Annotated in this window: 23 protein-coding genes and 1 tRNA gene; 14 read left to right on the forward strand and 10 right to left on the reverse strand. The window is 71.0% G+C overall.

Translation table 11 applies throughout. The features are described from left to right. Nucleotides 1–174 precede the first annotated feature (174 nt). The 3 genes from ACLJQZ_RS06470 (at nucleotide 175) to ACLJQZ_RS06480 (ending at nucleotide 2,456) form a co-directional block, all read left to right on the forward strand. Nucleotides 175–648, forward strand: a complete 474-nt coding sequence (locus ACLJQZ_RS06470; RefSeq protein WP_326945659.1) for an Lrp/AsnC family transcriptional regulator — start codon at nucleotides 175–177, stop codon at nucleotides 646–648. Between the two features lie 49 nt (nucleotides 649–697). Further along, complete coding sequence (locus ACLJQZ_RS06475) at nucleotides 698–1,897, forward strand: MFS transporter (protein WP_410619175.1); 1,200 nt, start codon at nucleotides 698–700, stop codon at nucleotides 1,895–1,897. A 154-nt stretch (nucleotides 1,898–2,051) separates the two neighbouring features. Then, nucleotides 2,052–2,456, forward strand: a complete 405-nt coding sequence (locus ACLJQZ_RS06480; protein ID WP_410619176.1) for an SsgA family sporulation/cell division regulator — start codon at nucleotides 2,052–2,054, stop codon at nucleotides 2,454–2,456. Nucleotides 2,457–2,555: 99 nt separating this feature from the next. Here ACLJQZ_RS06480 and ACLJQZ_RS06485 read toward each other — a convergent pair whose 3' ends face one another. Then, nucleotides 2,556–3,659, reverse strand: coding sequence for a S1 family peptidase (locus tag ACLJQZ_RS06485; protein ID WP_410619177.1), 1,104 nt, complete (start codon nucleotides 3,657–3,659; stop codon nucleotides 2,556–2,558). A 450-nt stretch (nucleotides 3,660–4,109) separates the two neighbouring features. On the opposite strand from ACLJQZ_RS06485, the gene ACLJQZ_RS06490 reads away from it, so the two are divergent. Together ACLJQZ_RS06490 and ACLJQZ_RS06495 are read left to right on the forward strand one after the other, a co-directional pair. Beyond that, nucleotides 4,110–7,031, forward strand: a complete 2,922-nt coding sequence (locus ACLJQZ_RS06490) for an ATP-binding protein (protein ID WP_410619178.1) — start codon at nucleotides 4,110–4,112, stop codon at nucleotides 7,029–7,031. 67 nt (nucleotides 7,032–7,098) lie between these two features. Continuing rightward, nucleotides 7,099–7,707: a hypothetical protein gene (locus ACLJQZ_RS06495; protein ID WP_410619550.1), complete on the forward strand. Its 609-nt coding sequence runs from the start codon at nucleotides 7,099–7,101 to the stop codon at nucleotides 7,705–7,707. A gap of 15 nt (nucleotides 7,708–7,722) precedes the next feature. On the opposite strand, the gene ACLJQZ_RS06500 is transcribed toward ACLJQZ_RS06495, so the two are convergent. The 4 genes from ACLJQZ_RS06500 to ACLJQZ_RS06515 form a co-directional block, all read right to left on the reverse strand. Next, complete coding sequence (locus ACLJQZ_RS06500) at nucleotides 7,723–8,433, reverse strand: G1 family glutamic endopeptidase (protein WP_410619179.1); 711 nt, start codon at nucleotides 8,431–8,433, stop codon at nucleotides 7,723–7,725. Nucleotides 8,434–8,665: 232 nt separating this feature from the next. Continuing rightward, nucleotides 8,666–9,721, reverse strand: a complete 1,056-nt coding sequence (locus tag ACLJQZ_RS06505; protein ID WP_410619180.1) for an ABC transporter substrate-binding protein — start codon at nucleotides 9,719–9,721, stop codon at nucleotides 8,666–8,668. A gap of 1 nt (nucleotide 9,722) precedes the next feature. After that, nucleotides 9,723–10,631 (reverse strand): ABC transporter permease, encoded by a 909-nt coding sequence (locus ACLJQZ_RS06510; RefSeq protein ID WP_410619181.1) that lies wholly within the window; start codon nucleotides 10,629–10,631, stop codon nucleotides 9,723–9,725. Further along, nucleotides 10,621–11,427 carry an ABC transporter ATP-binding protein gene (locus ACLJQZ_RS06515; RefSeq protein ID WP_410619182.1) on the reverse strand — a complete coding sequence of 269 codons (807 nt, stop codon included), beginning with the start codon at nucleotides 11,425–11,427 and terminating at the stop codon, nucleotides 10,621–10,623. The genes ACLJQZ_RS06510 and ACLJQZ_RS06515 overlap by 11 nt, the downstream gene beginning before the upstream one ends. 261 nt (nucleotides 11,428–11,688) lie before the next feature. Here ACLJQZ_RS06515 and ACLJQZ_RS06520 point away from each other — a divergent pair, with 261 nt between their 5' ends. After that, the gene (locus ACLJQZ_RS06520; protein ID WP_410619551.1) at nucleotides 11,689–13,266 is read left to right on the forward strand and encodes an ATP-binding protein; all 1,578 of its coding nucleotides are present in this window, start codon (nucleotides 11,689–11,691) and stop codon (nucleotides 13,264–13,266) included. Then, on the forward strand, nucleotides 13,263–13,922 hold the full coding sequence (locus tag ACLJQZ_RS06525; RefSeq protein WP_410619183.1) for a response regulator: 660 nt from the start codon (nucleotides 13,263–13,265) through the stop codon (nucleotides 13,920–13,922). Before ACLJQZ_RS06520 ends, ACLJQZ_RS06525 begins: the two co-directional genes overlap by 4 nt. 1 nt (nucleotide 13,923) lies before the next feature. On the opposite strand, the gene ACLJQZ_RS06530 is transcribed toward ACLJQZ_RS06525, so the two are convergent. Both ACLJQZ_RS06530 and ACLJQZ_RS06535 read right to left on the reverse strand, forming a co-directional pair. Continuing rightward, nucleotides 13,924–14,568, reverse strand: a complete 645-nt coding sequence (locus tag ACLJQZ_RS06530) for a hypothetical protein (RefSeq protein WP_410619184.1) — start codon at nucleotides 14,566–14,568, stop codon at nucleotides 13,924–13,926. A gap of 191 nt (nucleotides 14,569–14,759) precedes the next feature. After that, entirely contained in the window at nucleotides 14,760–15,578 is an 819-nt protein-coding gene (locus tag ACLJQZ_RS06535) for an SDR family oxidoreductase (RefSeq protein ID WP_410619185.1), read from the reverse strand. A gap of 135 nt (nucleotides 15,579–15,713) precedes the next feature. Here ACLJQZ_RS06535 and ACLJQZ_RS06540 point away from each other — a divergent pair, with 135 nt between their 5' ends. Continuing rightward, nucleotides 15,714–16,511 carry a trypsin-like serine peptidase gene (locus ACLJQZ_RS06540; RefSeq protein WP_410619186.1) on the forward strand — a complete coding sequence of 266 codons (798 nt, stop codon included), beginning with the start codon at nucleotides 15,714–15,716 and terminating at the stop codon, nucleotides 16,509–16,511. 17 nt (nucleotides 16,512–16,528) lie between these two features. Continuing rightward, nucleotides 16,529–16,753, forward strand: coding sequence for an RNA-binding S4 domain-containing protein (locus ACLJQZ_RS06545; protein ID WP_247059994.1), 225 nt, complete (start codon nucleotides 16,529–16,531; stop codon nucleotides 16,751–16,753). 108 nt (nucleotides 16,754–16,861) lie between these two features. Here the strand turns inward: ACLJQZ_RS06545 and ACLJQZ_RS06550 are convergent, their stop codons facing one another. Next, complete coding sequence (locus ACLJQZ_RS06550; RefSeq protein WP_410619187.1) at nucleotides 16,862–17,803, reverse strand: Ldh family oxidoreductase; 942 nt, start codon at nucleotides 17,801–17,803, stop codon at nucleotides 16,862–16,864. Nucleotides 17,804–17,905: 102 nt separating this feature from the next. Between ACLJQZ_RS06550 and ACLJQZ_RS06555 the strand changes: the two genes are divergently transcribed. The 3 genes from ACLJQZ_RS06555 to ACLJQZ_RS06565 all read left to right on the forward strand — a co-directional run bounded on the left by ACLJQZ_RS06555 (nucleotide 17,906) and on the right by ACLJQZ_RS06565 (nucleotide 19,249). Then, nucleotides 17,906–18,187: a DUF2277 domain-containing protein gene (locus ACLJQZ_RS06555; protein ID WP_247059990.1), complete on the forward strand. Its 282-nt coding sequence runs from the start codon at nucleotides 17,906–17,908 to the stop codon at nucleotides 18,185–18,187. 42 nt (nucleotides 18,188–18,229) lie between these two features. Then, complete coding sequence (locus ACLJQZ_RS06560; protein ID WP_410619188.1) at nucleotides 18,230–19,069, forward strand: patatin-like phospholipase family protein; 840 nt, start codon at nucleotides 18,230–18,232, stop codon at nucleotides 19,067–19,069. Between the two features lie 93 nt (nucleotides 19,070–19,162). Beyond that, a tRNA-Ser gene (locus ACLJQZ_RS06565) sits at nucleotides 19,163–19,249 on the forward strand. A gap of 162 nt (nucleotides 19,250–19,411) precedes the next feature. Here the strand turns inward: ACLJQZ_RS06565 and ACLJQZ_RS06570 are convergent. Beyond that, nucleotides 19,412–19,885 (reverse strand): MarR family winged helix-turn-helix transcriptional regulator, encoded by a 474-nt coding sequence (locus ACLJQZ_RS06570; protein ID WP_410619189.1) that lies wholly within the window; start codon nucleotides 19,883–19,885, stop codon nucleotides 19,412–19,414. A gap of 526 nt (nucleotides 19,886–20,411) precedes the next feature. Between ACLJQZ_RS06570 and ACLJQZ_RS06575 the strand changes: the two genes are divergently transcribed. Beyond that, nucleotides 20,412–21,344 carry a neutral zinc metallopeptidase gene (locus ACLJQZ_RS06575; protein ID WP_410619190.1) on the forward strand — a complete coding sequence of 311 codons (933 nt, stop codon included), beginning with the start codon at nucleotides 20,412–20,414 and terminating at the stop codon, nucleotides 21,342–21,344. Between the two features lie 52 nt (nucleotides 21,345–21,396). Here ACLJQZ_RS06575 and ACLJQZ_RS06580 read toward each other — a convergent pair whose 3' ends face one another. Further along, nucleotides 21,397–22,938 carry a M28 family metallopeptidase gene (locus tag ACLJQZ_RS06580; RefSeq protein WP_410619191.1) on the reverse strand — a complete coding sequence of 514 codons (1,542 nt, stop codon included), beginning with the start codon at nucleotides 22,936–22,938 and terminating at the stop codon, nucleotides 21,397–21,399. Between the two features lie 82 nt (nucleotides 22,939–23,020). Between ACLJQZ_RS06580 and ACLJQZ_RS06585 the strand changes: the two genes are divergently transcribed. Continuing rightward, on the forward strand, nucleotides 23,021–24,007 hold the full coding sequence (locus ACLJQZ_RS06585; RefSeq protein WP_410619192.1) for an NAD(P)H-quinone oxidoreductase: 987 nt from the start codon (nucleotides 23,021–23,023) through the stop codon (nucleotides 24,005–24,007). Nucleotides 24,008–24,011 lie beyond the last annotated feature (4 nt).

Genomic DNA, 24,011 nt, shown 5'->3' on the forward strand with positions numbered 1-24,011 from the left:
GGCTGGTCTTCCACTTGTATGGGCTACCCCCTGGTAGACCGGTCAGTTGTGTTCGATGTCACTGAAAAAGTTGTTTCATCTTACCTGTGTACGGAGTAGTGAGCACGGTCACGAGCGAGTGAGGCGCCCGATAACTCCCGGCGGATCGTCGGTGCTCCCGGTTAGCCTGCTGGAGTGCAGACACCCGACCTCGACCAGCTGGACATCGCCATCCTCGCCTGCCTGCAGGCGGACGCCCGCACCATCGCCGAGACGATCGGCGCGAAGGTCGGCCTCTCGGCCGCGGCGGTGCAACGGCGGATCAAGCGGCTGCGCGAGGCGGGCGTCATCGAGCGCGAGGTGGCGGTGCTGTCGCCGCGGGCGCTCGGGCTGAGCATGACGTTCGTGGTCATGGTCGAGATGGAGCGGGAGAACCTCGCGGTCCTGGACGCCTTCCGCCGCCAGGTCCTCGGCGACGACTGCGTCCAGCAGTGCTACTACGTCACCGGCAACGCCGACTTCGTGCTGATCGTGACGTGCCCGGACATGGCGGGCTTCGAGGCGTTCACCCGGCGGATGTTCTTCGACAACCCGAACGTCCGGCACTTCACCACGAGCGTGGCGATGGACCGCGTGAAAGTGGGCCTCAACCTGCCGCTCGGCCCGTAAGCGGGCACCGAGGGCCGATATCCTGAAGCGCTGTCCACCTGGGGGAAGCATGCTTCGGAACCGTCGGATCTTCCTGGTCGCGACCCTGATCGACGCGCTCGGCAGCGGGCTCTGGGGTCCGTTCGCCCTGCTCTTCCTGGTGCACGCCCAGGGCCTCGGCCTGCTCGACGCGGGCGCGTCGCTCAGCACCGGCGCCCTGCTCGCGCTCGTCAGCGGGCCGGCCGCCGGCGCCGCCATGGACCGGTTCGGCCCACGCGCCCTGCTCATCACCGGCAATGTGGTGCGCATCGGCGCCTTCTGCGCCTACCCCCTGGTGCACAGCAGCTGGCAGGTGATCGTCGTGACGGTCGTCGCCGGGGTCGGCGACCGGCTCTTCTGGACGTGCAACGCGCCGATGACCGCCCGGCTCACCGAGGGCCGGGACACCGACCGCGTGCTCGCCACCCAGACCGCCGGGCGGTTCGCCGGCGCGGGGATCGGCGCCGGCGCGATCGCCGTGCTGCCCGCGATCACCAGCCCGTGGACCTTCCACCTGCTCGCCTACGTGAACGCGGCCAGCTTCGCCGTCGCGGCCGTGCTGATCCGGCTGTTGCCACGGGCCGAAGCGACTGCGGTCCGGCCGTCGGGCAGCTGGCGCGCGGTGCTCGGCGACCGGCCGTTCACCGGCTTCTGCGTCACCCACATGGCTTTCACGCTCGCCAGCGCGAGCAAGTTCGCGGTGCTGCCGCTCGTCGTCCACGACCTGCTGCACGGTCCACAGTGGATCGCCGGGACGGCCATCGCACTCGGCACCGTGGTCGTGGTGGCCGGGCAGCGCCCGATCGTCGCGCTGCTCGCCGGCCGCAGCCGGACGGCCGCCCTGATCGGCGCCGCGACGCTCTTCGCCGCCTGCTTCGGGTTGCTGATCCCCCTGGAGGCCGTCTCCCTGCCGGTCGCCACCGGCCTGATCCTCTTCACGAGCGTCGGCTTCTCGGTCGCGGAGGCGATGTTCGGCCCGACCGGCACCGCGGCGGCGGCCGCGGCCGCTCCCCCGGGCGCCGAAGGCCGCGCGAGCTCGATCTTCCAGCTGTCCTGGGGCCTGCCGGTGGCGCTCGCGCCGGGCCTGCTGGCCGCCCTGCTCAGCGTGGACAACGCGCTGACCTGGTCGGTACTGGCCCTGACCTGCGCGGCAGCCGTTCCGGCGCTGCTCGTGCTGCGGAAGAAGCTGCCGATCGCGCTGCGCGAACCGTCACCATCCGTTGCCGCCTGAGCGCAAGGGGTATGTGCCCGGCGTTACACCACAATGGACGGATGCAACCGATCAAGTGAACGTGAAGGTTTCTTCGTCATGACCGTCGGCCCTGGTCATCTCCTTGGCGAACAGTTCGCGCCGCGCGAACCGAAGCGAGACTCCAGGAGGGCCCGTGCACACCGAAGCCGTACACCAGAGCCAGTTCGTGGTGCTGAACGAGAGCACCACGCCCGTCCTGTCGCGCCTCTCCTACCACGCCGAGGAGCCGTTCGCGGTCACCGTGGCGTTCCGGACCGAGCGCGGCCGGTGGATCGAGTGGACGTTCGCCCGTGAGCTGCTCGTCGAAGGCCTGGACGAGCCGGCCGGCCTGGGCGACGTCCGCGTCCGCCCGGATCTGTCCGAAGACGAAGACTTCCTGACCCTCGAAATCGAGTCACCGGACGGCTATGCGTCGTTCGAGCTGGAGATCGAGGACGTCCGCACGTTCCTCGACGCGTCCTACGAGCTGGTGCCGCTCGGTGAAGAGGCCGCGTACTTCGACGTCGACGGGCTGATCGAGGAGATCAGCAACGTCTGACCCGTAAACCTCCCATTCCCGCGGCGAGGAACGGACGGGCGGGTTTCGGGCGCGCTGGAGGCGCCCGAAACCCGCCCGTTCGCCGTTACCGGGGGAAGATCAGCCGAGGCGGAGCGTGGTGCCGGTCGCCGAGAGCGCGGCACCGATGGGGAAGAAGTACGTCACGGTCGTGTTGCCGCCGGACAGGATGCCCTGCGCCGAGTTGCCGGCGATGAAGCCGCCGCCCGAGTCACCCGCGGCCGAGCGGACGTTGGTCGCGGTCATGCCGTTGACCGTGCCTTCGGCGTAGCGGACGCTCTGGTTCTTGGCGCCGACCGTGCCGCAGGTCCAGCCGGTGGTCGAGCCGGCCTTGCAGACCGAGGTGCCGGTCGCCGCGTTCGACGAGCCGGTGACCCGGGTGCCGTTGTTCATCTGGCCGACCGGGGTCCAGCTGCTGTTCGTCCGGACCGCGGCGTAGTCGCTGCCCGGGAACCGGTAGGTGCCCCACGAGCCGAGCGCGGCGCCGTTGGACCCGGTCAGGGCGCCGGCGCCGGTGAGCGCGGCGCAGTGCCCGGCGGTGAGGAAGCCGGTGGTCGTCGAGAACCCGACCGAGCAGCGCGACGAGCCGCCGATGTAGTAGGCGTCACCACCCCGGATGTTGGCGTACAGCGACGGCTTCGCGGCCGTCTGGAGGATCGTCACCGCCGCCTTGTCCACACCGGACCGCGTGAGGAACGCGTCGGCCGCGCTCGTGTGGCCCTGCAGCACGGTCAGCGTGACGCGGTTGGTGGTGGAGTCCACGCCCCAGCCGGTGATCGACGCGGGCGCCGCCTTGTCGGCCGCGTTCAGGGTGTCCACAGTGGAGTCGAGCTGCCGGGAGCTGAACTTCACGAGCTCGGCCTCGGCACCGGCTTCGCGGATCTTGCCGAGCAGCGCGGCGTTCGTCGTCTCGACGTGCGCCTTGCCCGTGGTGGCGTTGTAGGTGACGCCGCCGAGCGCGTCGCCGAGGGTCGCGGAAACGGCCGCGGAGACCTTGCTCGCGACGTCCTCGCTCTTCAGCCGGGCCACCGCCTGGTCGTGGGTCAGGCCGAGGTCGCGCTGCATCGCGGGCACGATGTCGGGGTTCAGCAGGTCCTGGCCGGACGCGGGGACGGCGATCGCGGCGAGCGCGCCCGTCGTCATCACGGCAACGGCAGCGGCACCGAAGAGTCTGGCGATCTTCATGCTTCTCCCTAGAGGTGGTTACGCGCGGCTCCCCACCGGCCACGCAGAGGAACTCCCCCGGCAGAGCGTCCCCGTTATGGGCGTTACGGTGCAATCCGGGCACCCGGCGAATGGGTATACGCATTCCCCTCGGCCGTATCCGCTGCTCCAAGCGGCCTCAAGTGCGGAGCGTCACCCGGTCGGACAGGTCCGTAAGTAGGGTTTCCGTGCACTACTTTCCGTAGCCGAGTCGATTCACTGAACGTGGTAAGCGCTGCCGGAACGGCTGAGACGCCGACGTTTCGCTCGCCCGGCGCCCGAGGAGCGGCGTTTCCCCCGGCAACCCGGTGACAGCCGGTAGGCGGACGTGCGTGTGCGGTGCCGGCCACCTATTCGGTGAAAGGTTTACGGACGGGTTAAGCGCTGCTTAGGCTCCCGCGCACAGCCCCCGGTGTGCGTCGAGGAGGTCAAATGTGGCTGACCGCGCCCCGCCCCACCTCCGTCTCCGTCCGGTCCGGACGGGCCCGGCTGACCGGCCGTGACACCGAGCTCGCCGCCATCGTCGACGTCCTCCGGCTGCGCCCGGCCGCCGTCTTGATCGAAGGCGAGCCCGGGATGGGCCGCACCCGGCTGCTCGCCGAGATCGCGCGGCGCCCCGAGTTCGACGGCGGCCGCGTGCTCACCGGGACCTGCCAGCCGCTGCGCGAACCCTTTCCCTACGGCCCGATCCTGGAGGCCCTGCGCTGCGCGGGCGACGCGCCGCTCGGCCCGCTCAGCCCGGTCGCCGGCGTGCTGCGGCCGTTGCTCCCCGAACTCGCGGAAGCGCTTCCTCCACAGCCCGAACCGCTGGCCGACCCGGTCGCCGAACGCCACCGCGTGTTCCGCGCGGTGCGGGAGCTGCTGACCGCGTGCGGGCCCGCGCTCGTGCTGCTCGACGACCTGCAGTGGGCCGACGAGGACACCCTCGACCTGCTGCGGTTCCTCGCCGGGTCGATGCCACCGGAGCTGGCCGTGGTCGCCGCGTCCCGCACCGGACCCGGCGCCCGCCCCGGCGCGCCGCTCCGCACCGGGACGGCGGTGCACTCCGCGCGCGTCGCGCTGGGCGCGCTCGACGTCCCCGCGGTGCGCGCGCTCGCCGTCGAAATCCTCGACCTCCCGCGCGTCACCGACGACTTCGCCGCGAAGCTGCACGAGTGCACGGCCGGGATCCCGTTCGTCGTCGAGGAAACCCTGCGGGCGCTGCGCGACGCGGCCGAACGGCTGCCGGTCGGCGAAGTCCTCTCCGACCGGTTGCTGGAGAACCTCGAAGTGCCGGTGCTGCTGCGGGAAGCCGTCACCGAACGGCTTTCCGGGCTGCCCGGGCCGGCGGTGCGGCTGGCCGGCGCGGCCGCGGTGCTCGGCGTCGGCGCCGAAGCCGGGGTGCTCGGCGAGCTGGCCGGGCTGGCCGGCGACGACCTGCGCGCGGCGTTGCTCGCCACGCTGTCCGCCGGGGTGCTCGGCGAGGTCGGCGACAGCAAGTACGGCTTCCGGCACCCCTTGGCGCGCAAGGCCGTCTACGACACGGTGAGCGGACCCGAGCGCGCGCTGCTGCACGCGCAGGCGATCCGCGTGCTCGCCGCGCAGCCGGCACCCCCGCTCACGTTGCTGGCGCGGCACTCCCGCGCGGCCGGCCGCGTCGACCAGTGGCGCCACTACGCCGAAGCCGCGGCCGACGAGGCGATCGCCCGCGGCGAGACGTCGCGCGCGATCGACCTCCTGCAGTCGGTGCTCGCCGAGCCCGGCCCGGCGCAGTCCGACGTCGGGCGGGTGGCGGGCAAGCTGAGCCAGGTCGCGCTGCGCGGGTTCCGCCCGGACGTCATCGGCACGCTGGAGCACGTCCTCGAAGAGGTGACGCTGCCGCCGTCGGTGCGCGGTTCGATCCGGCTGAGCCTCGGCATGCTGCTGGTCCGCACCATCGGGCAGCTCGGCCGCGGCCGGCTGGAAGTCGAGCGCGCGGTCGGCGAGCTCGTCGACCGGCCCGACCTGGCCGCACGCGGGATCACCCTGCTCGCCCAGCCGATCGACGGGCTGACGCCGTTGTCCTGGCACGAGGCTTGGCGGGCCCGCGCGGGCGAGGTCTACGACCGGCTCGACGACCCCGAGCTGCGGCTGGCGCTGACCGCCGACCGGATCGCGGCCGCGTCCCACGTCGGCGATCCGGCGTCGTGGGCGGAGTTCGAGGCGCTGTCGGACACCGTCGGCACGGTCGCCGAGCGCGTCCAGCTGGCCCGGCTGTGGTGCAACCTCGCCGACGGGCAGGCGTGGGCCGGCTACCTCGACCGCGCGCAGCGGCTGGTGACCGAAGGCGTCCGGCGCGCGACCGACGCGGGCGCGTTGTACGCGATCGGCCTGATCCAGGGCACCCGCGTCCGGCTGGACTGGGTGCGCGGGCAGTGGAGCGGGCTCGCCGAAACCGCCGAGCAGCTGCGCGACAGCTACCCGGAGCTGGGCCCGATCGTCATGGAGTCGTCCCTGGTGCTGGGCGGCCTCGCCGCCGTGCGCGGGGAGTTCGCGACCGCGGCGCGGCACCTGACCGCGGCGAGCGTGCACGCACCGGACCAGGGCCCGATCCCGGTGGTGCTGTCCGCCGCCGGCGTGCTGATCACCGTCCGGCTGGCGACCGACGACGTCGACGGCGCGTGCGCGGTGGCCGCCGTCGCCGTCGCCGCGGCCGGGCGCAAGGGCGTCTGGATCTGGGCGGCGGCGCTGGTCCCGGCGGCGGCCCAGGCGTACACGCGAGCCGGGCGCTGGCCCGAGGCCGACAGCGTGGTGGAAGCGTTTGCGCGCGGCATCGAGGGCCGGGACGCGCCGGTGGCGACGGCCGCGCTGGTGGCCGGCCGGGCCGTGCTGCTCGAAGCACGCGGCAAGCACCTGGCCGCGGCGACGCTGTTCGACGAAGCCGCGTCGGGCTACGGGGCGTTGCCGATGCCCTACCCGGCAACGGCCATGCGCGAGCGGGCCGCGCTGTGCCGGCTCGCCGCGGGCAACCGCGACGCCGTCGACGAGCTGTCCGCGGCGGCCGAGGCGTACGAGCACCTCGGCGCCACCCGCGACGCCGGACGCTGCCGCCACCAGCTGCGCGAGCACGGCGCGTGGGCGCCCTCGCAGCGTGGACGTCGTGGTTACGGCAGTGAGCTGTCGCCGCGGGAACGCGAGGTCGCGCGGATGCTCGCCGAAGGCCGGACGAACCGGGAGATCGCGGACGGGCTGTTCCTGTCGCCGCGGACGGTCGAGCAGCACGTCGCGAAGGTGCTGCGAAAACTCGGCGCGCGGTCCCGGACCGACGTCGCGAACAAGATGCCGGCCGACTCCCGCGACCGCACCTGCGGGGTGATCGCCGCGGACGTACCGTGACCCGGTGACAGAAGAGGCACTTCCCGCGTGGCGCCGCCGGACCGCCGGTGAGACGCGCTGGCCCGCGATGGGCGTCGTCGTGGCCACGCTCGTGCTGCAGGTCGCCCTGCCCGACGACATGGCGCTGCACCCGCAGTGGCTCCTGCCCGCCGTCTCCGCGCTGCTCGTCGTCGCGCTGCTGCTGGTCAACCCGGGCCGGATGACGGAGTTCAGCGCGGTCGAACGGGTCGTCTCGCTGCTGCTCGTCGCCGCCGTGACGGCGGTGAACGCCGGGTCCGCGATCACGCTCGTCTACAGCATCGCGACCGGCACCATCGGCGACCGCGCCAGTGCCGTGCTCGTCACCGGCGGGATCGTCTACTGGACGAACATCGTCGCCTTCTCCCTCTGGTACTGGGAGTTCGACCGCGGCGGCCCCGGCAAGCGGGCTGCAGGCCGGGCGCTGTACCCCGACCTGCAGTTCCCGCAGATGGCCGACCCGGACCTGGCGCACCAGGACTGGGAACCGTCCTACCTGGACTACCTCTACTTCTCGTTCACCAACGCGGCCGCCTTCAGCCCCACCGACGTCATGCCCCTGCGGATCTGGGCGAAGATGACGATGATGCTGCAGGCCGTCATCTCGCTCGTCCTCGCGGTGATGGTGGTCGCGTGGGCGATCAACAACCTGAAGTGACCGCTCGGTACCGGCTCAGTGGCGCGAGATGGTGAAGCTCTGGCCGTCCGAGCCGATGGCGCCCGGGGTCCAGGTGTTCGTGCCGCGGTCGTCGGCGCTCAGGCCGGACGGGCTGGTCGAGGCCAGGTTCGTCCCGTTGAACTTGACGCCGGTGAACTTGATGCCGCCGGAGATCGTCGGGTAGGAGTCGGTCGGCGACTCGATGATCGCCTCCGCCGACGCGTGCTTCGAGGTCAGGGACTTCGTGGTGGTCTTGGTCCAGCCCTTGGTGGAGTCGGTGAGGTCCAGCTTGTAGGTGTTGGTCGCGGTCCGCGTCACCGTCGCGGTGATCTTGTCGCCCGCGCCGACCGACACCGAGTAGTAGACCGGCGCGGCCGGGTACATCTCGTACCAGGCCGAGTACACCGCGCGGCCGCTGGAGCAGTCCGTCTCGACGCCGGTCTGTTCCACTGTGGACGATCCGTCGCCGTCGATGCCGACCCAGGGAGCGAACAGGTCGTTGCTGGAGCGGCAGGTCACGGTCGGTTCGGTCCAGCTCGCCGTGGCCGTGGTGAAGCTGCCGAAGCTGACGTAGCCGCCCCAGTTGCCCCCGGCGAACTGGTGCCCGTGGAAGTGAGACCCGTACTCGACCGCCGCGTGGGCCGGGCCGGCCATCGCCAGGCCGGCGGCCGCGGCGGCGGCGACCGTGAGCACGCGGACCGCACGAGAGGAAGCGATTCTGGTCATGACGGAGACTCCGTTCACAGGGTGGGGACCCGGGAAAACCGTGTGACCAGTGTTGAATCCGCGACAACCGGAAGGTAGCTACTTTCGAAGGGTCTTCACATTCCGGGAACGAATCACGATATTTGCCGTATTTGCTCCCGAATGGACGAAAAGACCCGTGAAGGCCTCCGCGGGGGAAGAGGCCTTCACGGGTCCCATGCGGCTCACCAACCGCCCGGTCAGGTGAGCGGGGCTACTGGACCGCCTGCGCGCGTGCCGCGTCGACGAACTTCGTCGTGTACGTCTTCGACAGGTCGATCTTGTCCTTCTTCGGCTTGACGTTGCTGGACGAATCACCCAGCACCTTCAGCACGTTCTGCGCGCCCGCCGGGTCCATCCGGCCGTCCTCGGTGAACATCGGCAGGCTGTCCTTGAGCGACTTGACGTAGAGCGCCTTGTCCCCGCCGGCGAACGACGGCGGCATGATCTCCGCCACCTCTTCCGGCGAGTGCTTCGAAAGCCAATTCAGCGACGCGACGTACGCGTTGGCGAGTTTCTGCACGACGTCGGGATAACGCTCGACAATGGTGCAGCTCATGTACAACGAGCTCGCCGGGTACAAACCGCCCAAAGCGGCTTTGGTGCCTTCGATCGTGCGCATGTCGTAGAGCACCTTGGCCTGGCCCGTGTTCGTGAGCTGCGCGATCGTCGGGTCGGTCGTCATCCCGGCGTCGATCGTGCCCTGGTTCAGCGCGGTGATGAACGTCTGCCCGGCGCCCGCCTTGTAAGGCGTGTAGTCCTTCGAGCTGACGCCGCCGCGCTGCGCGAGGGCCTTGGTCAGGAAGTCCGTCGACGAACCGAGCGACGTCACGCCGAGCGTGCGTCCCTTGAAGTCCTTGCCGGACTTGATCTCGCCCGCCTTGGCCGCGGCGACCATCTCCGCCTCGCCCGGCACGTTGGCGAACTGCACCACGCTCTGCATGCACTGCTCCTTGGCCTGCAGGTCGATCGTGTGGTCGTAGAACCCGACCACCCCCTGCACCTCGCCGGCCAGCAGCGACGTCTCCGCGTTGGCGCCCGACGGCTGGTCGAACAGCTCGACGTCGATGCCCTGCTTCTTGTACTCGCCCAGCTGCTGCGCGAGCTGGGCCGGCAGGTAGATCACCTTGGACAGGCCGCCGACCATGATCTTGATGTGCGGCTGCCCGCCGTCGCCGAAGTCGATCGAGCGCGAGTCGCGGCACGCCGTGACCCCGCCGACGGTGACGGCCAGCGCGGCCGTGATCGCGAGTGTCCTCTTGAGCCGCATGTCAGATCCCCTGCGCCGCGGAGCTGACGTTCGGCCGCCAGCGCAGCAGGCGGCCTTCCAGGGTGCCGATGCCCCATTCGGCCAGCAGCGCGACGACGGTGATGATCAGCATCCCGGCGTAGACCCCGGCGGTGTCGAACGTGCCCTGCGCGTTGCTGATCAGGAAGCCCATGCCGGCCTTGGCGCCGGTGTACTCGCCGACGACCGCGCCGATCAGCGCGAACCCGAAGGCGACGTGCAGCGAGGAGAGGATCCAGGACGTCGCGCTCGGCAGCACGATCGACTTCAGCACCTGACCGCGCGTCGCACCGAGGATGCGGGCGTTGTCGATCAGGTTGCGGTCCACTTCGCGGGCGCCGGTGAAGGCGTTGAAGAACACCGCGAAGAACACCAGCACGACGACGGTCGCGACCTTCGACGACAGCCCGAGGCCGAACCAGATCACGAACAGCGCCGCGAGCACGATGCGGGGCAGGGCGTTGGCGGCCTTGATGAACGGCGCGAGCACCTGCGCGAGATACTCACTGCGGCCCAGGACGACGCCGAGCACGACCCCAGCGATCGCACCGATCACGAAGCCCAGCAAGGCTTCTTCGACGGTGGTGAAGATGTTGTACCAGATGGACCCGAAGTCGGTGCCGGTGCTGAACCACTCGACCAGCCGCGCCCAGATGTTCGACGGCTTCGAGTAGAAGAACGGGTCGATCCAGTACGTCGCCGTCAGCTCCCAGCTGCCCAGCCAGACGACGACGATCGCCAGGCGCAGCAGCCAGATGTTGCGCTTGCGGCGCGCAGAAGCCTGCTTCGCGCGGGCCATGATGTCCTGCTCGGTCTCCAGAACCGGCAGTGCTGTCTCCGGCCCACCCGCCCCACCCGATGCGGCCTTGGCCGCCGGCGTCTCAAGCGACACTGGTCGCTCCCTTCTCGCGGGCCTTGTCGACCTCGCTGCGCAGCGATTCCCAGATGTCGGCGTAGAGCTTGCGAAACTCCTCGGTCAGCCGCAGGTCCTCGACCTTCCGCGGCCGCTCCAGGGGAATCTCGAAGACGTCCTTGACGGTGGCCGGCGACGACGTCAGCACGACGACCTTGTCCGACAGCGCGATCGCCTCGTCGAGGTCGTGCGTCACGAAGATCACCGCGGCACCGGAACCGGACCACAGCCGCAGCAGCTCGTCCTGCATGAGCGCGCGGGTCTGCACGTCCAGCGCCGAGAACGGCTCGTCCATCAGCAGGATCTTCGGCTTGGTCACGAGCGTCTGGGCCAGCGCGACGCGCTTGCGCATGCCGCCGGAGAGCTGGTGCGGGTAGTACTTCTCGAACCCGGCCAGCCCGACGCGGCCGATCCAGTCGACGGCCTGCGCGCGGGCCTCGGCCTTCGACACGCCCCGGAAGCGCGGCCCCGACGCGACGTTGTCCAGCACCGAGCGCCACGGCATCACGGCGTCGGTCTGGAACATGTAGCCGACACCGTCCGGAATGGACTTCACGTCGGTGCCGTTCACCCGCACCCGCCCGGCGGACGGCGGCTGGAGGCCGGAGACCAGCGAGAGCGTCGTCGACTTGCCGCAGCCGGTGGGGCCGACGACGGCGACGAACTCGCCGGGCTGGACGGTCATGGTCAGGTCGCGGACGGCCGTGTGCACGGAACCGGACCCGCTCGGGAACCGTTTGGTGGCTCCGGTGAGTTCGATCAGTGGGGGAACCATGGGGAGTGACTCCTTCGTCGCAGTGTCGGTGTGGGGGTGCAACCCCCACACCCCGGCCCGGGGGGCTTCGCCCCCGCGGACCCCCCAAACTGGGTGGTGCCTGTCACGTTGGAAGGCACGTTAAATACGCGTGGCGCCGAGGTGAAGCTTGTCGACGTTCTGCGTGCGAGCTGCGCGTTATGCATGTTTTGCTCGTTTAGCGCACCGCCGTGAGCTGGGGGTATGTTCCCAGCCATGCCAAAGTGGGCGCTCTTCCCGCGGATGCGGTTCAGCAGGCAGGTGCTGCTGCTGCAGATCGGCGTGGTCGTCCTCGTCGTCGGGCTGGGTGTCGCGCTGGTCAGCGTCCTGCTGAGCCGCACGCTCACCGACCAGTACGGCCGCCGCGCGCTGGCCATCGCGAAGTCCGTGGCCGCCGACCCGGTGGTGGTCGCGAACGCGGCCGCGAAGCTCCCCGGCGGCCCGCTCGAGGAGCGCGTCCTGGCGGTGACCGAGGTCAACGACGCGCTGTTCGTGGTGATCACCGACGACCAGGGCATCCGGCTCGCCCACCCGACGACGAGCCTGATCGGCCAGCGGGTGAGCACGTCCCCGGAGCTGGCGCTGGCCGGGCAGGACGAGATCAGCGCGGTGCAGAGCGGCACGCTCGGGCTGTCGGTGCGCAGCAAGACCCCGATCTGGCAGGGGCGACGCGTGGTCGGCGAGGTGAGCGTCGGCTTCGAGGTCGGCGACCCGACCGGCGACTTCAACCGGCTGCTCGTCATCACGCTGCTGTTCGCCGGCGGCGCGCTGCTGCTCGGCGCGGGCGCGTCCGCGCTGCTCAACCGGCGCCTGCGGCGTGTCACCCACGGCCTCGAACCGCACGAACTCACCGAGCTGCTCTACGAACGCGAAGCCGTGCTGCACGGGATCGGCGAAGGCGTGCTGGCCGTCGACGACGCGAACCGCGTCTCGGTCCGCAACGACGAAGCCGAGCGCCTGCTCGGCACCCAGCTCCCGATCGGCGCGGCATTGGCCGAGCTGGAGCTGTCGCCGCGGCTGCACAAGGCCGTCGGTGAGGGCCGGCCGGTGGACAACCTGCTGGCCGTGGCCGGGAACCGCGTGCTGGTGATCAACTCGCGCGCGGTGCGGCTGGACGACCGGCCGATCGGCACCGTGCTGACCTTCCGCGACCGCACCGACCTCGACACGCTCACCCGCGAGCTGGACGGCATCCGCGCCCTGTCCGACGGCCTGCGCGCGCAACGCCACGAGTTCGCGAACCGGCTGCACACGCTCTACGGGCTGCTCCAGCTCGGCCACCACACCGAAGCCGTCGAGTACCTGCAGACGCTCACGGACTCGCCGTCGGCACACCCGACCGAGCTGGGCGACGCCGTCGCCGACCCGTACCTCCAGGCGCTGCTGGTCGCGAAAACCGAGCAGGCGCAGGAAAAGGGCCTCACGCTCAAGCTCGCCGACGACACCTGGGTGCCGACGACGGTGACCGACCCGATCGCCGCGAACACCGTGATCGGCAACCTCGTGGACAACGCGCTGCACGCGGCGCGGATGGGACCGCGCCGGCCGGCGACCGTCGAGATCGGGCTGCTCAAGGACGGCGCGACGCTGCACGTGTCCGTTGTGGACAGTGGCCCCGGCGTGCCGGCCGACCTGCGCCGGACGTTGTTCGACGAAGGCGTCTCGACGAAGATCGCGCCCGGGCACGGACTCGGGCTGGCGCTGGCCCGCCAGGCCGCGCGGGCGCGCGGCGGCGACGTCTGGCTGGCCGACCCCGGCGAAGGCGAGACCGGCGCGCTGTTCGTCGCCAAACTGCCCGGAATGCTGACGGAGGACGGATGATCCGCACGCTGATCGTGGACGACGACTTCCGGGTCGCCGGCGTGCACGCCGGGTTCGTCGAGGAGGTCACGGGCTTCGCGGTGGTCGGCACCGCGCACACCGCGGCCGAGGCGCGGGCCCGGGTGCGCGAGCTGACGCCGGACCTGGTGCTGCTCGACGTCTACCTGCCCGACGAGTCCGGCCTCGCCGTACTGCCGGAGCTGCAGACGGACACGATCGTCCTGTCCGCGGCGACCGACAGCGCGTCGGTGGCCGCGGCGATCCGGGCCGGCGCGCTGAACTACCTGATCAAGCCGTTCACCACGCGGCAGCTGGCCGAGCGGCTGACGTCGTACGCGCGCTTCCGCGGCCTGCTCGCCGACGGGCGCACCCTGGCCCAGGACGACGTCGACCGCGCGTACCGCGTGCTGCACGACCAGGACCGGACGTCCGCGCCGAAGGGCCAGTCGACGGCGACGTCCCGGCTGGTCTCGGAGCAGCTGCGGCGCGCGGGACGTCCGTTGTCGGCGGCGGAAGTCGCCGGTGAGCTGGGCATGGCGCGCGCGACGGCGCAGCGGTACCTGACGGCGCTGGCGGAGTCGGGCACGGTCCAGATGCGGCTGCGTTACGGCGCCACCGGGCGCCCGGAGCACGAATACCGCTGGTCCGGCGCCTGACTCAGCGGCCGGAGCGGTACTGGTACTGCTGCATCATGCTTGCCGCCGCGTCGACCCACTCCTGGACCGCGTTCGTGCTCGGCGGCGGGGTCGTCGCCGACGGCAGGTCCACGCGCGGCACGTCGGTGTCGCCGGTCGACGGCTTCTTCGGCTGGGCCTTCGCCTGCACCTGAACCTGCTTCGACGCCGGCTTCGACGCGGGCACCGGGACGTAGACGGTCGTCGGCGCCGGGACGACGACCGGCGGCTGCGGTTGAGGCAACGGCTGGGGCTGGGGCAGCGGCGCCGGGGCGGCCGCGACGGCGGGCCGCGGGTCGACCTGGGCGACGTCGTCCGCCGGCGCCGGCGCGAACAGCCCGCCGCTCAGCAGGCCGCCGGCGACCCAGCCGGCCGCGACGAGCAGCACCGCGGCGCCGCTGCCGAGCCACGTGCGGGCGCGGCGGCGGATCACCACGGACTTCGGACGCAGGTCCTGGTCGCACACCGGCGGCCGGGTGTAGATCGGCTCGGTGAGCTCGGGCAGCTCGTCGTCGGTGCGGCGGCGCCGGGGCAGGCTGGCCGCGACGATGCCGGTGCGATCCAGCAGCTCCACCGCGGCGCGGTCGCTGGACGGACGGGTCGCAACGCTCGGTGCGGTGCGCGGCATCGGGGACCTCCGGTACGGGGCTCACGGACCCCACGCATTCTGGACCATTTCGGACGGCCTTGTCAGAAACGCAACTCCATTGAGTGAAGCGTTCCGGAGCGGAGCAGGCCGGGAAGAGTGATCCACAGTGGCGCAGGTCCGCCTTCCCGGACCAGAGCGTTCGCCCGAAAGGCGCAGTAGCGAAAAGAGTTTCAGCTTTTCAGCTGTTTCAGGCCGAGCCGTGCGAGGACGGCGAGCGGCCGCTGGTAAGCGGAGCCGAGGACACGCGGGATGGCGTCGATCACGTAGGCGTCCGGTCCAATGAGGATCCGCGCGGACTTCCGCTCGATCCCGCGCAGGATCGTCAGCGCGGCCTTCTCCGGCGTGGTCTGCGCGATCCGGTCGAAGCCCACCGCAGCCTTCTCCTGGTCGCCGTCGCCGCCTCGCGAGTTGCGCACGATGTTCGTTTTGATCCCACCGGGGTGCACGCAGCTGACCGCGACCGGGTGCCGCGCGATCAGCATTTCTTCGCGCAGCGCTTCGGTGAATCCGCGGACCGCGAACTTCGCGGCGTTGTACGCGCTCTGCGTCGGAACGCCGACGAAGCCGAACACGCTGGAAATGTTCACGACGTGCCCCTCGCCGGAGGCGATCAGGTGCGGCAGGAACGCCTTCGTGCCATTCACGACGCCGCCGAGGTTGACGCCCATCAGCCAGTCGTAGTCCTCGAACGCCATCTCCTCGACGGTGGCGCCGAGCGCGACACCGGCGTTGTTCACGACGACGTTCACGCGCCCGAAGTCGCTCACGACCTCGTCGGCGTGCGCGAGCACGGCAGCCCGGTCGGCGACGTCGAGCGGGTAGGCCCGCGCGTTCTCCCCGGCCAGCTTCGCCGTTTCCTCCGCGTTCACGGTGTCGACGTCGGAGAGGGCCACCCGCGCGCCCCGCCGCGCGAACTCCAGCGCCGTCGCCCGGCCGATCCCCGACCCCGCCCCGGTGATCACCACGACCTTGTCCGCGAACTGCTTCATCGGCCCTCCCGCCCGTTAGGTGTTACTCCCGAGTTACGGATACTAGCGGCTGTGAGCTTGCTGTGGGTGTGCTGAAAGTGTCGGTGTGACGTCCTAAGGTGATCTGGTCGTGCCGGGGGCGAGGACGAGGAGGCGATGCGCGTGCGGCGGCCCGCCGTTCTGCTGTCCCTCGCCGCTGTCCTGCTGCTCGGCGCGGCTTTTGTCGTGGCCGGCGTCGCCCGGCGGCCGCAGTCCGCGGACGCGACGACCCCGGCTCTCGACGCGACCCCGGCGTCGACGGCCGACCTGCCCGCCGTGTCCAGCCCGGCCGTCGGCGCGTTGTTCGTCGACGGCGCGCACTACTGCACCGCGAGCGTCATCCACAGCCAGCAGGGTGACGTGCTGCTGACCGCCGCCCACTGCATCCACGACGGCGAAGGCGGCGACTACGTCACCGGCGTCACCTTCGCGCCCGCCTACCACGACGGCCTCGCGCCGTTCGGCTACTGGACGGTGACCGACGAGCTCGTCGCCCCGGGCTGGACCGAGTCGTCGGACCCGGACCTCGACGTCGGCTTCGCCACCGCGCACCAACCGGGCACCACGAAGACCCTGGAGAGCCTGGTCGGCGCGAACGCCCTGGCCACCGGCAGCGCGTTCGAGCAGCCGATCACCCTGACTGGCTACCCGGACGACTCCGAGACCCCAGCCGTCTGCCGGAACACCACCAGCCGCCAGGACACCTTCCAGCTCAAGGTGGACTGCGCGGGCTTCCCGACCGGCACCAGCGGCGGGCCGTGGGTGGTCGGCGAGGACCCGAAAACCCGGCTGGGCACGGTCATCGGCGTCATCGGCGGTTTCGAATACGGCGGCGACGACCCGGACACGTCGTACTCGAGCTACTTCGACACGGACGTCCAAGGGCTCTACCGGCAGACGGCCGCCCGCGCCTGACCCGGCATGATGCGCGTATGAGCGACCCCGTCGACGTACCCATCACCGGCGAGCCGATCCGGCTCGGCCAGTTCCTCAAACTCGCCGGCCTCGCCGAGGACGGCTCCCACGCGAAGGACCTGATCGACGCCGAGGAGGTCACGGTCAACGGCGAAGTGGAGACCCGCCGCGGCCGCCAGCTGACGAACGGCGACGTCGTGGCCGTCGGCCCCGACCGCGGCAAGGTCATCCTGGTCCACTAGGCCGGGTCCAGTACGCCCCAATGTGGCGTTGGGTGCGTTGGACGCACCCAACGCCACATTGGGTGCGTCAGATGCACCCAACGCCACATTGGGGCGCTTCAGCCGGGCTCACCCGACGTTGGTCAGGGGCGGCAGCCCGAGGGACGCGGCCAAGCCGTCCAGCTCGCGCCGCACCGGGCCGGCCAGCGGGACGCCCAGCGCCCGGCACTGCTCGAGGTGCTGGGCCTCGCGCCAGCCGGGGTAGCGGATCGGGGCGCCGCCCTCCCACCCGAGCATGCTGCCGAACAGCGCGCTCGCCGCGCGGTAGAAGCCGTCGGCGCTGCGCAGCGTCGTCGGCGCGATGGCCATCACCAGCAGGCCGGTGTCGTGTTCGTGGTCGGCGACGCCGGAGAGCACCCCGGCGAGGACCTCGACGAGCAGCGTGAACCCGGCGGCGGCCTCCTGCCCGGGGTGGTCCATGTCGAAGACGAACTCGGGGTAGGCGCCACCCGGCGCGGCCATCCCCAGCGGGTTCATCGGCTGGCCGGGCTCACCGCCCGCCGCCAGCACCAGCCCGATCATCGCGTGCGGCAGCGCCCGCGCGGCGTGGTGCCCGGCCCGGCCGAACGGCCCGACCCCGCGCAGCGAGACGAGCCCGACGCCGAAGCGCCCGGCCCGCGTCACCGCGCGGTCCATCGCGTCACCGACGGCCCAGAGGCCGGACGCGCGCCGGTAGTCGAGCAGCGCGGCGGCCCCGCGGTCGGCGATCATCAACGGCTCGGCGCGCGGCACGACGTGGCCGTTCTTCAGCAACGGCAGGTGGGTCCGGGTCAGCTCGGCGACGCCGGTGGCCGGCGATCCGGTCAGATCGCCGTGGCAGAGCGCTTCGGCCGCGATGCGGGCCCGCGCCTCGGGAAAACCGTGGGCGGCGAAGACGTGTGCCACGAGGGTGACCAGCTCGTCGGCCCGCACGCGGGGCCAAGCCTGTTCCGGGATCGGGGTTTCGGGTCGTTCTTCGAGAATGCCGGGTTCGGGGCGGGTGGAACGGAAGGGACGCGGTCTGAGGGGCACTACCCCGACATTGCCCAAGCGCAGGCAGCAGCGTCAACGAGGTCGGCGACAGCCAACCCGACCGTGTGATCCGGACCTCCGCGGAGTCGTACCCTGGACGGCATGTGCCGAAACATCACCACCCTCCGGGGACTCCAGCCGTCCGCGACGGACGAGGAGATCGAGGCCGCGGCCCGCCAGTACGTCCGCAAGGTGACCGGCGTGCAGTCCTTGTCGGACGCCACGCGCGAGCCGTTCGAAGCGGCCGTCGCGGAGATCACCGGGATCACCACGAGGCTGCTGGAGCAGCTGCCCGAACGCCGTCAGCCGCCGGCGACCGTGCCGCCGCTGCGCCGCCCCGAGGTGCGGGCCCGGATCGCCGCGAAGCAGCTGCGCCAGCCCTGAGCCGTTCCCGGAATTGTCGGTGGGGGCCGTTAGGGTGCCCGCATGAGCGGACAGGCGTTGGTGCTGGGTGGTGGCGGGGTCGCCGGGATCGCGTGGACGACGGGGTTGCTGGCCGGGCTGGCGGATCACGGGCAGGACCTCACCGGCGCGGACCTGATCGTCGGCACGTCGGCGGGCGCGACGGTCGCCGCGCAGGTCACCAGCGGCGTCGCGCTGGCGGACCTGTTCGCGCGCCAGGCCGACCCGGCGCGGCAGACCCCGGAGATCCCGGCCGAGATCGACATGGAGAAGTTCGTCGCGGACTTCGGCGCCGCGTTCGAGGACGCCGGCTCGCCCGCCGAGGTGCGGCAGCGCGTCGGTGAGCTGGCACTGGGCGCCGAAACGGTGTCCGAAGCAGACCGCCGCGCGGTGATCGCCGCGCGCCTGCCGTCCCACGACTGGCCGGAGCAGCGCATCGTTCTCGTCGCGGTCGACGCGGAAACGGGCGAGCCACGGCTGTTCGACCGCACTTCGGGCGTCAGCCTGGTGGACGCGGTGGCGGCGAGCTGCGCCGTCCCGGGCATCTGGCCCCCGACCACGATCGACGGCCGCCGCTACATCGACGGCGGCGTCCGTTCCGGCGAGAACGCCGACTACGCGGCGGGCGCCACCCGCGTCACGGTGGTCGCGCCGCTGGGCCTGGAATCGCCGTTGCCCGGCGAGAAGGCCCTGCTCACCGTGCTGGAGGACCTGCGAAAGGCGGGCGCGGAGATCGCGGTGGTCAGCCCGGACGAAGCTTCGGTGGCGGCGATCGGCCAGAACCCCCTGGACCCGTCGACCCGCACCCCGGCCGCGGAGGCGGGCCACGCCCAGGGCGCGGCGCTGACGCTCACCTGGTCCTAGGCCGCGGGCGACGCCCAGGACCCATGACCCCGAGCACGTCCGGGACACGGCTGAGGTTGCCGCGAAAGCCGGTCGGCTACCCTCGTGACCAGAGGTAGCGTGTCCGAGCGGCCGAAGGAACATGTCTTGAAAACATGCGAGGGGGCAACCTCTCCGTGGGTTCGAATCCCACCGCTACCGCAAGCTGGGTGAGGTGTGTCCGCGGAACGCGCGGACCGGGGCTTGCGTCCGCCATTGCCCCTGGGGGCCGAGCCCCCAGACCCCCGCCGGGGGCGAGCCCCCGGACCCCCGTGGGGTCGGCTTCCGCTCTTCGCCGGGGCCTCCGCTCGCACCTTCCGTTTGTCAGCCCTCCACCTCGGACAGGTGGTCCAGCACCCGGCCGAACGCCGAGGCGATCGTTGCCTGCTCTGCCGGGCTCAGCAGGTCGATCAGGTGCTCGCGCACGCCCTCGACGTGTGTCGGGGCCGCGGACTCCAGCAGCCGCACGCCGTCCTCGGTCAGCTCCGTGATGACGCCGCGCTTGTCCTCCGGGTCGCGGACCCGGCGGACCACCCCCGCGTCCTCGAGGCGGCCGATCTGGTGGGACAACCTGCTCTTGGTCGAGCCCATCAGGGTCGCCAGCTCCGTCATCCGCATCCGCTGCCCGGGCTGGAACTCCAGGCAGACGAGCACCTCGTAGTCGGTCAGCGAGACGTCGTGCCGGTCGGCCAGCTCGCGGTGCAGCCGCTGCCGCAACCGCAACGTCGCGACGATGTAGGAGCGCCACGCATCAGACTCGGCTTCGTCCAACCACCGCACAGGCCGCTCCTCGGTCATAAGGCAGCGTAGAACGTTGATCAAGGGACCGCGCGGTCCGAGTCCGAGTTGTCTGCCGGTAAAAATACCGTTGCAACATCGCCCGAAGGTGGGGTTACGAAAAGGTTGAGACTCGGCCGAAAAAGGCGCATTCTGCTTGTCGGCGGATGGTTGGCCGAGGTATAGGCACGACGACGGCGACGTGCCGGCCCGGCTCCCCGCCAGAGAGGTCAGGTGGTTGCGTGACGGGTGATTCTCGCGGTTGACCGCCAGCTGCGTCCCCGCGACCGGAACGGACACCTACCGGGCCGGTCGTGACCGAGGCGAACCAGCCTCACTGCGAACAGCACCGTGCGGACTTCCCTGCGTTCACGCATTCGGCGTCGATCGGGCCTGTGTCAGGCCGCGATCTCAGCAATCGTGGCGACAGCGCCTGAACGCCGGTCCGTTCGCGGCCAACCGCTCTGTTAGAGACAAACCTCGGTACAAGTCCTGGGCGTGGCCGCGAAGGCCGCGCCCAGGACCATGTCCGGCTACGATCTGCCGCGTGAGATTCGACGACGACGCGGGCTTGGACGCTTCCGAGGTCCAGGACATGCGCGGTAGCGGTGGTGGCGGCGGCGGGATCGGTGGCCGCGTGGCGCTCGGCGGTGGTGGGCTCGGCGTGGTCGGGCTGATCATCTACTTCGTGATCTCGCAGCTCGGCGGGATCAGCCCGGGGGCGGTGAACCTGGGCAGCGGCGGCGGGCTCGGCAGCGTCGGCTCCGGGCAGCAGGTCGACAACTCCCAGCTCGCGAGCACCTGCAAGACCGGCGCGGACGCGAACAAGAACCACGACTGCGCCATCGTCGCGATCGTCAACTCCGTCCAGGACTACTGGGCCCAGCAGTTCGCGCGCTCCGGCTCGACCTACCGGAAGGCACCGACGAACTTCTTCAACGGCGGCGTCCGCACCGGGTGCGGCAGCGCCACCTCGGACACCGGGCCGTTCTACTGCCCGGCCGACTCCAAGGTCTACATCGACCTGAGCTTCTTCAACGAGCTGAAGACGCGCTTCGGCGCGCAGGGCGGCCAGTTCACCGAGGCGTACGTGCTCGCCCACGAGTACGGCCACCACGTGCAGAACCTGCTCGGCACGTCGAAGAAGGGCACCGGCACCGGCCCGACGTCGGGCTCGGTCCGGCTCGAGCTGCAGGCCGACTGCTACGCCGGCGTCTGGGGCAACCACGCGACGACGACGCCGACCGACACCGGCAAGCCGCTGATCCTCGACATCACGCAAGACGACATCGCGTCGGCGCTGGACACGGCGTCCCGGATCGGCGACGACTACATCCAGACCAAGCTCGGCGGCGGCCAGGTGGACAGCTCGCAGTTCACCCACGGCACGTCCGCGCAGCGCAAGAAGTGGTTCACCACCGGCTTCCAGACCGGTGACCCGGCCCGCTGCGACACCTTCGGCACCAGCAACCTGGGCTAGACGCACGGAAGGGGCCGTCCCGAGAGTTCGGGACGGCCCCTTCTGTCTGTTCTCAGGCGGTCAGCGCGTGCGGGTCACCGGCGACGGCGTGCGCGGAGAAGTTCCGCTGCCCGCTGCGTTCGGCGGCCTTCTGCTTGACGTTCTTCGCCTTGCCCGGCTTGACGCCGTTGATGCTCTCGGTGCTCGTCGCGTAGACGCCGAGGGACCAGGCGACGCCGTCCGCGTTGCGGTCCAGCGCGACGCGGTCGATGTTGCCCAGGTTGTCGCAGGCCTGGTGGTAGCACGGGTCGAACGCGATGCCCGCCGCGCCGCCCCACTTCGCCGCCTGCGCCGGGGTCTTCAGGACCTCGGCGCCGGTGTCCAGGCCACCGGCCGGGATGCCGACGGCGATGAACTCGCCGTAGTCCGAGCGGCCGGTGAAGTCGGTGCCCTCGAGGGACACGCCCCGCGCGGCCTGCAGGTAGTCGACGAAGGTCTTCTCGATCTGCGCCGAGCCGTACGGGCCGGGGCCCGCGCCGACGCCGTCGGAGTTGTCACCGTCGTAGGCGAAGTACCCGGCGTTCGGCGAGCCGATCATGTCGAAGTTCAGGTACAGCGCGATGTCGAGCTGCTGCTCGAAGCTCAGCGAGTCGACGTAGTAGGTCGAGCCGATCAGGCCGAACTCCTCCGCGCTCCAGAACCCGAAGCGGACGGCGTTGTTGACCTTCGGGCTGCTCCCCAGCTGCAGCGCCGTCTCGAGCAGGGTCGCCGAGCCGGAGCCGTTGTCGTTGATGCCGGGGCCGGCCGGGACGCTGTCGAGGTGCGACCCGAGCATCACGACGTTGTCCTTGCGCCCGGACTTGGTCTCGGCGATGACGTTGTAGCTGGTCCGCGCCTCCTGGAAGGCGCGAAGCTCCAGGGTCACGGGCTGGCCGGCCAGGGTGGCCAGCTGCGCGCCCGCGGCCGCCGTCACGCCGCCGGTCGGGATCTTCGCGCCGGCCGGGTCCCCGAGCGTCCCGTTCAGGTCGCCGTCGGTGTTGTTGTAGACGATGGCGCCGATCGCGCCCGCCGCCGCGGCGGTGGCCTGCTTCTGCGCGAACGAGCAGCCGCCGCGCTTGATCAGCGCGATCTTGCCGGCGACGTCGGCGGTGTAGTCGGTCGCCTCGCAGCCGCTGGTGTCGTCGACCGCGACGACCGAGAGGGGCGCGGTGATGCCGCCGACCGGCGTCGACGGGGTGTACTCCATCGCGATGACGGGCACGTTCGCGCCGCCGGCGGTGAGCTTCTCGGCCAGCGTTTGCGAGAACGTGAAGGGGAACTCCTGGCGGGTCACCTGGAAGCCGGCCGCCTCGAGCTTGGTGGCGATGTACTCGGCGGACTTCTTGTGGCCGTCGGTGCTCGCCGCCCGGTTCCCGCCGTTGGTGTCGGCGATGCGCTGCAGCGCGATCAGGTGCCGGTTGACGCCGTCGACGCCGACCTTCTTGACGAGCTGTTTGGCCAGGGCAGGGCCGTCGGGGACCGTGTTCGCGGCTGCGGCCGGGGTGAGGCCGAGCGCGAGTGTCGCGCAGGCGGCCAGAGCCACCGGCGGGACGAATCTCTTTCGGAAGAGTGACATGGTTGCTCACTTTTGTGCGATATGGGAGGTACGTCAATGCGTCATTCGGCGGGACTCTCACCCACCGGTATACGGTCGACGCATGTACGCGATCACCATCCGTGAACCAGGTGACCCGGACGTCCTCGAGTGGACGGAGATCGCGGATCCGCGGCCCGGACCCGGCGAAGTCCTCCTCGACGTCGCGGCCAGCGCGGTCAACCGGGCCGATCTGCTGCAGCGGCAGGGGCATTATCCCCCGCCACCCGGCGCCAGCGAGACGATCGGCCTGGAGTGCTCGGGCACGATCGCCGAACTCGGTGCAGACGTGAAAGACACCGCGGGGTGGGCAGTCGGCGACGAGGTCTGCGCACTGCTCGCCGGCGGCGGTTACGCGCAGAAGGTCGTCGTCCCGGCCGGGCAGCTGCTGCCGGTGCCGGGCGAGGTCGATCTGATCGCCGCGGCCGGGCTGCCCGAGGTGGCCTGCACGGTGTGGGCGAACGTCGTGATGCACGCGAAGCTCACCGAGGGCGAGGTGCTGCTGGTCCACGGCGGCGCCGGCGGCATCGGCACGCACGCGATCCAGGTCGGCAAGGCGCTCGGCGCGACCGTCGTGGTCACCGCGGGCTCGGCGGAGCGGCTGGAAAGCTGCCGCCAGCTCGGCGCCGACCTCACGATCAACTACAAGGAAGAGGACTTCGTCGAGGTGCTCCGCAAGGAGACCGGCGGCGCGGACGTCATCCTCGACAACATGGGCGCGTCCTACCTGGGCCGCAACGTCGACGCGCTGAAGTCCGACGGGCGGCTCGTGATCATCGGCATGCAGGGCGGGGTGAAGGGCGAGCTGAACGTCGGCGCCATGCTCGGGAAGCGCGCCGAGGTGTTCGCCGCGGGGCTGCGGTTCCGGCCGCTGGACCAGAAGGCGGCGATCGTCGCCGACGTCCGGGAACGCTTGTGGCCGCTGGTTTCCGAAGGCGCCGTCAAGCCGATCATCGGCCAGGTCATCCCGATGTCCGAAGCCGCGTCCGCACACCGCGCCATGGAAGAGGGCAGCGTGTTCGGGAAGATCCTGCTGACCGCGATGTCTTAACTAC

Origin of the sequence: Amycolatopsis sp. cmx-8-4, from assembly GCF_046548675.1 — a bacterium.
GTDB lineage: Bacteria > Actinomycetota > Actinomycetes > Mycobacteriales > Pseudonocardiaceae > Amycolatopsis.